The sequence below is a fragment of the Myxococcus sp. AM009 genome (genome assembly GCF_013372605.1).
Lineage (GTDB): Bacteria > Myxococcota > Myxococcia > Myxococcales > Myxococcaceae > Myxococcus > Myxococcus vastator.
Window position 1 is genome coordinate 37,175 of sequence record NZ_JABXEP010000057.1, and the last position, 10,411, is coordinate 47,585.

A 10,411-nucleotide genomic window follows, 5' to 3' on the forward strand; every position below is an offset into this window, starting at 1 on the left:
CAACCGTTTGCATTCGTCCTGGGAAACTCCGTAGAGAATGTGCCCTGGCGGGGGGGCGAAAAAGGGGGCAGGTGCCGTGGAGTTACCGGAGGAGAAGGCGGAGAGCGCCGGGTGGGAACCCGAGAGCATCCGCGCCCTGCGAGGTGAGCAGAGCCGCGCGGCGTTCGCCCGCCTGCTGGGCGTCACCCCTCTCACCGTCTACCGTTGGGAGCTGCCGAGCGAAGCCCCCCAGGCCCGACGTCCGCGAGGCCGCGTGGCCGTGGCGCTCCGCCAGCTCGCCGCGCGAGGCGGAGCCCCCACGCCCGCCGTCTCCGCGTCCCAGCGGCAGGAGCTGCACCCCGAGGAGCTGGCCCGCATCCTCTCCAGCGTCACCCACCTGACGCGGGCCGAGTGGCGGGCCGCGGAGGAAGAGCTGCTGTCGCTGCTGGCCTCGGGCCTGCTGCGCACCGCGGGCGCGCGGGCCATGGCCGCGGTGGGCCTGGCCTATCTCCAGCGCTGGGGCCGCGAGGACAGCCGGGGCGCCTTCACCACGCTGCTGCCCCACCTGGCCTTCGCCGACGCCGGCATCCTCCCGGAGGAGGTGGAGCTGCGCGTGCTCGCCATGGCGGCCACCCTCTACGCGTCCCCGGACGGGAAGCTGTTCGACGCGAACAAGTCCGCCGCGTACGTGGCGCGCGCGGAGGCGCTGCTGGCCAACCACGACGACCCGGAGGTGCGCTGCCAGCTGCGCATGGCCGAGGTCGCCTGCGGCTTCTACCTGGGCGAGGCGGAGCGCATCACCCACGGCTCGGGGCGGCTGGCGGATGCGCTCGTGGGGGTGAAGGACCCGGCCCTGCGGCTGCTCGCCGAGGACGCCTGCGCCCACGAGGCGGCCCTGCGCGGCGAGGCCACAATGGCCACGCGCCGCTTCCGCGAGGTGGCGCAAGGCGCGGCGCGGATGGGCTACGCCTTCCTGGAGGCGCGCAACCTGGCCTTCCTGGCCCAGCGCCGGCTGGACGAGGCCTGCGAGCCGTCCGAGGCGCTCCAGTTGGTGCGCCGCGCGCGGGAGGCCGCGTATGGCGGGCGCATGGTCCGCGGCTTCTCCTTCATCTTCGCCGCGCGCGCGGAGGCCGAGGCCCTGCTGCGGCTGGCGCGCTTCGCGGAAGCCGAGGCCGTGCTGGATGAAGGGGACGCGGTGGTGGAGGAGCTGCGCTGGACGCCGCTGTACCTGACGGTGACGCGCGCGCGGCTGTACCTGCTCAGCGGCCGGTACCCGGGCCTGCGCAAGCTGTCGCGGCACCTGACGGCCTACGACGGCACCATCCAGCGGGCCCTCACCGGGGCCTATGCCCAGTTCGCGGAGTCGCTGGCCGACCTCGCCGAGGGCGACGCGGCTCGCGCGGCGGAGGGCTTCGCCGCGGCCGGGCAGCGCGCCATGGAGCTGGGCGGCTGGCCCTACCTGCGCCGCGAGTGCCTGCTGTACGAGACATATGCGCGTGTCTACGCCTGCCAGCGCGACGAGGGCCGGGTGCTGCTGCGGCGGGCGCGCGCCTTCCTGGAGCGCATGCCGTCCGCGTGGCACTCCGCCCTGCTCCACCGCTTCGAGGCCTTGCTGCACGTCCTGGACGGGCGCACCGCGGAGGCCCGGTCGCTGCTGGAGGCCGCGCTGGGCACCTTCAGCCTCACTGGCGACTTGTGCATGACCGTCTACACGCGCCACCTGCTGGCGCTGCTGGCGCGGATGGAGGGCGACCCCGCCGCCGGCGAGCTGCTGGCCGCCAGCGAGGCGGAGCTGCACCGCGTGGGCATGGTGGTGCACCACCAGCACTTCGTGCACGACGCCGTCCGCGCGCCCCACGCCACCGCCCGCGAAGCCGAGGGCGCCCCCCGCCTGGGCGCGGAGGCCCTGGTGGTGCCCTTCGAGCGGCTGTCGGTGCGCGGCATGGGCGCGCCCCTCATCCAGCGTGAGCTGCTGGCCGTGGTGGAGGGGCTCTTCCCCCACGGCGCGCCCCGGCTGGAGGAGCTGGACTCGCAGGGTCGGGCCACGCCGCTATGCGGCGACGCCTCCGTGCCCGCCACCGAGGCCGTGGAGTTCGGGGACGGCTGTGGCCGGCGGCTCCGCCTGGGCGTCGCGGGTCACCTGCCCTCGGACGGCCGCGCGCTGCTGACGGCGCTGTCCCGGATGGGTGGCTTCGCGCTGGAGGTCGCCGCCCTGCGGGGCTTCGCCCAGGTGGACGTGCCCGCCCTGGCCAGTGACGACTCGGACGTGCGGGACGCGGACGTGCCCGGCTTCATCGCCGCGTCGTCCGCCATGCGGCGGCTGCGCTCGGAGCTGGCGAGCCTGTCCTCCAGCCGCGCCACCGTCATCGTCACGGGCGAGTCCGGCTCCGGCAAGGAGGTGGTGGCGAGGGCGCTGCACGCCTTGTCCGCGCGCTCGCAGCGGCCCTACGTGGCCTTCAACTGCGCCGCGGTGCCCCGGGACCTCTTCGAAGGGCAGCTCTTCGGCTACCGGCGCGGCGCGTACACCGGCGCGGCCACGGACCACCCGGGCGTCATCCGCGCCGCGCACGGCGGCACCCTGTTCCTGGACGAGATTGGCGAGCTCCCCCTGGAGGTGCAGCCCAAGCTGCTGCGCTTCCTGGAGAACGGCGAAGTCTTCCCGCTGGGGGAGATGCGGCCGGTGGAGGTGGACGTGCGGGTGGTGGCGGCCACGCACCGGGATTTGGGCCAGCTGGTGCGGGAGGGCCGCTTCCGCGAGGACCTCTACTACCGCCTCCAGGTGGTGCCGGTGCGCGTGCCCCCGCTGCGCGAGCGGCGCGAGGACGTGGTGGCGCTGGCCCGGCACTTCGTCCGGCAGCTCACGCCCCAGGGGCTGGAGCCGCCGCGGCTGGGGCCGGACGCCATCGCCGCGCTGATGTCACACCCGTGGCCCGGCAACGTGCGCGAGCTGCGGAACGTGATTGAGCGGTCCATGGCCTACGGGCCGTTCCCCGCGGTGCTGGGCGCGGAGCAGATGCGCATCGCGGGCTGAAGTCAGAGGAGTTTCCCCAGCCCGCGATGCGCTCCGCCCTGTTTCCCCACACCCCTGTGGGAAGCGGCTCCAGAGGTGCGTGCCCCTGGAAGAACACACCCACGGGTCGGAGAGGGGGGAAACTCCGGCCCGGGGTGCCGAGGCCACCGAAGCGGCCTCATGCGAAAGGTGCGTGTCTCCGGCGCCCACCGCGGCACCGGATGCACTGTCGGAGGTGTTAAGCACCCGGCGTGCCAATGCCCGGGAGGGTGATTGACTCAAATGGAAATCATCCGCGCGCCCGGACAGGGGGCGGGCATATCCAATGGATGCACCACGGCATCCATCTGAATCATTCCGGATACACTGGATGTCCAGCCGACCCGACAGCCGAGCAGCCTCGCTGATGGCCAGGGTGAGCGCTCCAGGGGCGTGTGGGACAGCGGCGGAGGTGGAAGTGGGTTAATGGGGAGCGCGATGACCCACGCTGCCTCGTCCCGCCGGTTCCAGGCCTTCAGCCTGGGGGTGCTTGCCTTCACGCTGGTCGTGATTCTGTGGGGTGCCTTCGTGCGCGCCACGGGCTCGGGTGCCGGATGTGGAGACCACTGGCCGGTGTGCAACGGCGAGGTCATCCCCCGAGCCCCCAGCGTCCAGACGCTCATTGAATACACGCACCGGCTGACGAGCGGCCTGGCGATGATTCTGGCGGTGGCGCTCTTCGTCTGGGCCCGGAGGGGGCACGCCCAGGGCCACCCGGTGCGGAGCGCGGCGGCCTGGGCCCTGTTCTTCATGATGACGGAGGCGCTCGTCGGCGCGGGAATCGTGCTGCTGAAGTACGTGGCGGACAACGCCTCCGTGGGCCGGGCCCTGTGGATGGGCGTGCACCTGGTGAACACCTTCCTGCTGGTGGGCGCGCAGACGCTGGTCATCTGGTTCTCCCGGGGGCGGGCCCCGTTGAGACTGAGGGGTCAGGGGCTGCCGGGCGCGCTGATGGGCCTGAGCCTCCTGGGGCTGCTGGTGCTGGGCGTGAGCGGCGCCATCGCGGCGCTGGGGGACACGCTATTCCCGTCCACCTCGCTGGCAGAGGGTTTGCGTCAGGATGTTTCGGAGACGGCGCACATCCTCATCAAGCTGCGGGTGCTGCACCCGCTGCTGGCGGTGAGCGTAGGCGCATTCCTGGTGCTGGCGTCGCGGTGGGTGGCGCGGGCGCGGCCGTCGGAGGACGTGCGCCGCGCGGCGTCCGCCATCACCGTGCTCTACGCGGTGCAGCTGGGCGCGGGCGTCACCAACCTGCTGCTGCTGGCGCCGGTGTGGATGCAGCTCGTGCACCTGCTGCTGGCGGACTTCGTGTGGATGGCGGTGGTGGTGCTGTGCGCGGGGGGACTGGCCGCGGATGCGCCGCGGGTGGTGGCGGAGACGTCGCCCGCTTCGAGCGCCGAGCCGGCTTGAGCAAACCACTCCCGTTCAAGAGGTCGGAGCAAGCACTGGTGGACAAGCGCGCGCAGGCTGCTCCAGCAGCGCCATTGGCAGCGGCACCCGCCGTGACACAGACCACCGCGACGCTTACGCCCTGGCGTCCTGCGCCGACGGCACCGCATCGGAAGCCGCCGTGTACGTCGGGGCCCTGGATGCCGCCATGGACCAAACCAGTACCACGGCTCAAGGAGACGCCGACGACGGCCGGCGTGAACACTGCCTGAACACATATGTCCAGTGCCGGCATCAAAAGAGCCGACATGGGACGGCGACTGATATGCCTGTTTCCGGTACTGCGAAGGGCAACGGCAGTGGCCCCATGAAGACTGCAGCCGCAGAAAGCGCAAGAGGCCTCCGATGCCGGTGCATCGCACTTGGCACGCCATCCGGGAGCTCAACCGCCGCGTCAACGACATGGGCGAACCGCTTGCGCTCACGGACGAACCCCGTGCGCGCCTGATTGACGCCGCATCCAACGTGGCCATCACACCCGACGCCGTCGCCCTGGCGTTCCAAAGCAACGCGAGCGCCTCTGAGCTGCTCGGAGAAGTCACAAAGCGGATCCGTGAAGGCTTATGGCGACTGTCGCGAGCGCTGACCGAAGCGACCAGACGACAGGAGGCGGGCGGCTTGGACGGAGCACGCGCGCCGCTCATCGAGTTGCTCGCCATTGAAGTCGTCTCGTTCTATCGAGAGCTCGCCCAAGCCCAGCTTGAAGCCCTCGGCGAGCCCTGACGACAAGCCCGCCCAGGCATCAACGCGAACGCGCCGCCGTGCCCAGCCGCAGCCCCCGCGGCACCACCACGCGCTCCACGACGTCGAACAGGCCACTGGCGACCAGCGCCAGCGCGGCGGCGGGGACCGCGCCCTCCAGGATGAGCCGCACGTCATCCAACCGGATGCCCGTGAGAATCGGCTGGCCGTAGCCCCCTGCGCCCACCAGCGCGCCCAGCGTGGCGGTGCCCACGTTGATGACCGCGGCCGTCTGGATGCCCGCCAGGATGGACGGCGCCGCCATGGGCAACTCAATGCGCCACAGCCGCGCCCCCGCGGGCAGACCCAGCGCCTCCGCGGACTCGCGAACCTCGAGCGGGATTCCCGCCAGGCCCGCCGCCGTGTTCCGGACAATGGGCAGCAAGCTGTAGAGGAACAACGCGGCGATCGCCGGACGCGAGCCAATCCCCAGCAGCGGAATCATCACCACCAGCAGCGCCAGCGACGGCACTGTCTGGATGACCCCCGTCAACCCCAACACGCCCCGCCCCAGCCGAGGCCGCCGCGCGGCCAGCACGCCCAACGGCACCGCGAGCGCCACCGCCGCCAGCAGCGACACCCCCACCAGGAACAGGTGCTCACGCGTCCGCTTCCACACCCGGGCGGCCAGCCCGTCCCCACGCACCTCCGAGCTGACACCCAGCGCCCTGGCGAGGAAGCCCGAGGCCACGCGCCCCTCCGACACACGCTCCAGCCGGGCCCGCGCGTTGAGCTTCACCATGGCCTCCTCGGACACGCGGCCCTCCAGACGCAGCATCGCGGCCAGGGCCTCGGGCGCCCGCGCCTCCAGGTCGTCGCGATACAGCAGCACCGCGTCGTACGCGGGGAAGTGGCGCAGGTCGTCCTCCAGCACGCGCAACCCGTAGGCTTCAATCTCCGCGTCGGTGGAGTACAGGTCCGTGAGCTGGAGCGACCCGCTCTCCAAGCCCCGGTACGCCAAATCATGGTCCAGCCCGCGCACCTCCCGCTGCGGCAACGCGTAGCTGTCTCGCAAGGCGGGCCAGCCGTCCGCGCGGTCCATGAACTCGTTGCTGAACCCCAGACGCAGCGAAGGATGGGCACGCAAATCGGAGATGCGCCGGATGCCCAGCCGCTCGGCCTCCGCTTCCTTCATGCCCAGCGCATACGTGTTGTTGAAGCCCAGCGGCTCGCTCATCCGCAGCCCCGCCTCGGCCAGGGCCTCACGCAGCGCCGCGTCGTCCGGCAGGTGGCGCCCGGACAGCAACTCCTGGCGCAGCGTGCCCGTGTACTCGGGATACACGTCGAGCTCTCCCCGGCGCAGCGCCTCCCAGAGCACGGCCGTGCCGCCCAACTCCCGCCGATGCGTGACACGCGCACCGGTGCTCCGCGCCAGCTGCGTCACCGCTTCTCCCAGGATGACGGACTCGGTGAACTTCTTGGAGCCCACGCGCACGCCGTCCCCAGACGAGGACGCCCCGCCACACGCGCACACCAGCAGCGACACCAGGAGCCACGCGCCCCTCACGCCTCGCCTCCCGCCCCGCCGCTGGGGAGGGGCCGCTGCGCCTGGATGAACCGGGTGACGAATGCGTCCGCGGGCCGCGCCTCCAAATCCGCGAGCCGCCCCTGCTGCACCACGCGGCCCTCCCGCATGAGCAGGATGCTGTCCCCCAGGAAGCCCGCCTCCGCCAGGTCATGCGTCACCAGCACCACCGTCTTGCGCAGCCGGGCGAAGATGCCGCGCAGGTCACCTTGCAGCTCGTGACGGACCAGGGGGTCCAGCGCGCCCAGGGGCTCGTCCAGCAGCAACACGTCCGGGTCCATCATCAACGCGCGCATCAGCGCCACCCGCTGACGCTGCCCACCGGAGAGCTGCGAGGGGTAGCGCGCCAGCGCGTCCGTGGGGAAGCGCGTCAACTCCACCAGCGCCTCCAGCCGCGCGCGCGTCTTCGCCGCGGGCCAGCGCAGGTGGCTCGCCATGAGGGTGACGTTCTCCTCGCCCGTGAGGTGCGGAAAGAGGCCGCCCCCCTGGAGCGCGTACCCCACGCGGTGGCGCACCGCGAGCAGCGCCTCGCCTCCCGCGGGCAGCGGCTCGCCATCGAAGAGGACGCGTCCGGTGTCACACGGCAGCAGCCCGTTGAGCAGCCGCAGCAGCGTGGACTTGCCACAGCCGCTGGGCCCCAGCAGCACCGTGGTGCGCCCTGTCGGCAGGCTCAAGCTGAGCGGATGCAAGGCCTGCAAGGCCCCGTAGCATTTGGAGACGTCCTGGAGCTCGTACACGAGGTGTCGTCCTTCGCGGGCATCAAGGCAGGGTGAACGCGCCGTTGCAGACGGCGGGATACGGCGGCTCGGAGGCCAGGTGGCTGCACGCGGCGAAGAGCGCCCGGTCCTCCCACGTCACGGCCGCGGCCCACACGCGCAGCGGCCCTTCGGGAGAGGGTACCGTGAAGCGCGCGCAGCGCGTGTCCAGGTTCTCCAGCCGGCAGGGCACCTCCTCCACGGGCCCCGCGCCCGGCAGCGCATCCACCAGCTCCGCCACGCTCCGCGAGCGCCAGCGCTCCGTCACCTGGGCCTGGGCCGGCTCATGGAGGCTCCACGACAGCGCTGCCCTTTCGCAGCGGATGCGTCCCGCGCGCGCCGTGGACGCGGCGAGCTGACAACCGTCCGGCACGGCCAGGGCCCGCCACGGCAGGCGCGGCGGGACGAGCAGCGCCTCGCGTCCCAGCGCCTCACCTTCAGGGCTGCCCTTCGAGGCGAGGGACTCGAGCAGCTCCAGGCAGCGCGCCAGCAGGGGCCGCACGGGCGCGCCGACGACGCACCCGAGCTGCCGCACCCGCCCCAGCGCCCCGGTGACCGCGGAGGCATACCCGGCGGCGCGACAGGCCTCCGCCTCGCACGCCTCCCCCCGGACCGAGGGCCACGGACGTCCCGCCAGCGGCAGCGCTTCCTCCACCACCGTGGCACCGGGCCCCAGTCGTTCGGTGATTCGAGCCCGGGCCTCCCGCAGGGCCTGCTCGGGCGTCATGCCCTCCCGCTCGGTCAGCCACACCGTCACGCCGTCGCAGCGGTAGCGCCGCGAGTCGGCCCGGTCCGGCACCAGCGTGCAGCCCTCGAACAAGGCGCGGGCTTCGGGAAGAAAGGGCCCCACGGGCGTCGCGCCCTCGGGGGCCACGGGCGACACACGAGACGCGGGCGCGGCGCACGAGCACAAGGCTCCAGCCAGATACAGCCACAGCAGCCTCGCGGCGGTCCTCATGCCGCCGGAGTTAGGCGTCCCCGCTTCGTCACGTCAACCCGGCAAGTCAGTCGCCGGGACGGCGCGTTCACTCGAAGGACTCTTCCAGTCCCCGAGCCCGCTGCAGATGACGGTCCGCGAGGTTGCCTGTCCTGTCGAGCATGAGGGTGAAGGCCGCATCGCCCTTGTACGTCGCGTGGGCCTGCTTCACGAGCCGCAGGCCGCCCTCCTGGTCATCGACGACGCGCTTCAGGAAGGCCTCGTCGAAGTCCCGGCCCTGCGCCTCGCGGAGCACCTCCAGGTGCTGCTGGGCATACGCCACGGCCTGCACCAGGCGGGCGTCCGCGCGCTGCATGGACAGACTCGGCCCCGGGATGAGCCCCCCGTCCTTGCTCCCCGAGCCGCCCATCCCCGCCGTGTCCCGGGGCTGCGTGAGGTCCGCCACCACCATGTCCATGGACGGCGAGCCACCCCACGCCTTCAAGGCCTGGAGGTGCCGGCGGTGGTCCTCCACCAGCCGCAGCGCGAACTGCCGCACTTGCGGGTTGGCCGACTTCTCCAGCGCCAGGTTGCCCGCCGCGATGGCCGTCGCGTCGAAGAGGGCGAGCCGCGCCAGGAGCAGGTCCCGCTCCGACAGGGACTCGCGCGCCTGCCCGGCCTGGGCCGCCTGGGCCCGGCCAGTGAGCCCCACCAGGGGGCCCGTGCCCCACAGGGCCGCCAGGAGCGCCGCGCCGCCTGCTCTGCCAAGCCTTCCAACCATGTCCACCTCCCGACGAAGCGATGTCCGAAGGTGGGCCTCACATGGCGCTCACGGCAAACACGGCCTGCCCGGCGGGGCCTCCCCGTGGGGCCCCGTGGACACGACGCTCAGTCCTGGCGCCTGGCCGGCGCCACGACGTTGGCACCGGCGGGGCTGCTCTGCGGCACCACGCCCAGCGTGACGGCGGCGCCGTCCTGGACGTTCGCGTGGGTGGCCTCGGCGCGCAGCAGCGGCAGGCCATGCGGCTGCTTCTGGAGGAACTCGATGAGCTTCTCGCGGACGAGGCACCGCAGGTCCCACTGCTTGCCCGAATCCGCCGCGCTCACCAGCGCGCGCAGCTTCATGGTCCGCTCGGTGCAGTCCGTCACCTGGAGCCCCGACACCTTGCCATCCCAGAGCGCGGCGCCGTCCGTCTCGCAGATGCGCCGCAGCTCGGCGCGCACGGCCGGCACGTCCGTCCGGAAGTCCGCGAAGATTTCCGCCGTGCCCAGGATGTCCGGCGACACCTTGCTCCAGTTCTGGAAGGGCTTGTCCAGGAAGTGGCTCATCGGCACCACCAGCCGGCGCAAGTCCCACACCTTCACGACGATGTACGTGAGGGTGATTTCCTCCACCCAGCCCCACTCGTTCTCCACGATGACGGTGTCGCCAATGCGCACCGGCTGGGTGATGGAGAGCTGGATGCCCGCCAGCAGCGTGGAGATGGACTTCTGCGCGGCCAGGCCCAGCACCAGGCCGGCGATGCCCGCGGAGGCCAGCAGCGACACGCCCACGTTGCGCACCGCCTCGAACTGGAGCAGCAGCAGCGAGCCCGCCACCAGCACCACGGTGGACTCGATGACCCGGCGCATGACGGCCAGCTGCGTGCGCAGGCCGCGCACGCGCGCCACGTCCGAGCCCTCCGCGCCCACGCGGTGCTCCAGGAAGCCCGCCGCCAGCCGCACGAAGCGCATGAGGAACCACGCCAGCGACGCGATGACGAGCGAGCGCGCCACCAGGTCCACCAGGTGCTGCGCGGGCGGAGGGAGCAGCAGCATCCGCGTGCCGGAGGCCACCACCACCGCCGCCACCGGGTGCCGCAAGGGCCCCTTCCCCGCCGCCACCAGCTGGTCGTCCCAGCCTGACTGCGTGATGCCCGTCGCCCGCGAACGCGCTGCAGTGTGCCGCCGCCAGCGGGATGCTGGCGGCGGATGAGACTGTCTATGACCTCCCCAAC

At 72.4% G+C, this 10,411-nt stretch carries 8 protein-coding genes; 3 read left to right on the forward strand and 5 right to left on the reverse strand.

Annotation, left to right across the window (positions count from 1 at the left end; translation table 11 throughout):
- Positions 1-76 precede the first annotated feature (76 nt).
- From HV824_RS16345 to HV824_RS16355, 3 genes are all read left to right on the forward strand, one after another.
- Positions 77-3,010, forward strand: a complete 2,934-nt coding sequence (locus tag HV824_RS16345; protein ID WP_176423689.1) for a sigma-54 dependent transcriptional regulator — start codon at positions 77-79, stop codon at positions 3,008-3,010.
- Positions 3,011-3,466: 456 nt separating this feature from the next.
- On the forward strand, positions 3,467-4,438 hold the full coding sequence (locus HV824_RS16350) for a COX15/CtaA family protein (RefSeq protein ID WP_176418028.1): 972 nt from the start codon (positions 3,467-3,469) through the stop codon (positions 4,436-4,438).
- Positions 4,439-4,822: 384 nt separating this feature from the next.
- Positions 4,823-5,200, forward strand: coding sequence for a DUSAM domain-containing protein (locus HV824_RS16355; RefSeq protein WP_176418027.1), 378 nt, complete (start codon positions 4,823-4,825; stop codon positions 5,198-5,200).
- Positions 5,201-5,219: 19 nt separating this feature from the next.
- On the opposite strand, the gene HV824_RS16360 is transcribed toward HV824_RS16355, so the two are convergent.
- The 5 genes from HV824_RS16360 to HV824_RS16380 form a co-directional block, all read right to left on the reverse strand.
- Positions 5,220-6,725, reverse strand: coding sequence for a glycine betaine ABC transporter substrate-binding protein (locus HV824_RS16360; protein WP_176423690.1), 1,506 nt, complete (start codon positions 6,723-6,725; stop codon positions 5,220-5,222).
- Positions 6,722-7,480: an ATP-binding cassette domain-containing protein gene (locus HV824_RS16365; RefSeq protein WP_176423691.1), complete on the reverse strand. Its 759-nt coding sequence runs from the start codon at positions 7,478-7,480 to the stop codon at positions 6,722-6,724. The genes HV824_RS16360 and HV824_RS16365 overlap by 4 nt, the downstream gene beginning before the upstream one ends.
- 22 nt (positions 7,481-7,502) lie before the next feature.
- Positions 7,503-8,456, reverse strand: a complete 954-nt coding sequence (locus HV824_RS16370) for a hypothetical protein (protein WP_176423692.1) — start codon at positions 8,454-8,456, stop codon at positions 7,503-7,505.
- A 67-nt stretch (positions 8,457-8,523) separates the two neighbouring features.
- Positions 8,524-9,195 (reverse strand): DUF4142 domain-containing protein, encoded by a 672-nt coding sequence (locus HV824_RS16375; protein ID WP_176418023.1) that lies wholly within the window; start codon positions 9,193-9,195, stop codon positions 8,524-8,526.
- A gap of 107 nt (positions 9,196-9,302) precedes the next feature.
- Positions 9,303-10,411 (reverse strand): mechanosensitive ion channel family protein (locus HV824_RS16380; RefSeq protein WP_255208086.1); only part of this gene is annotated, 1,109 nt, incomplete at its 5' end.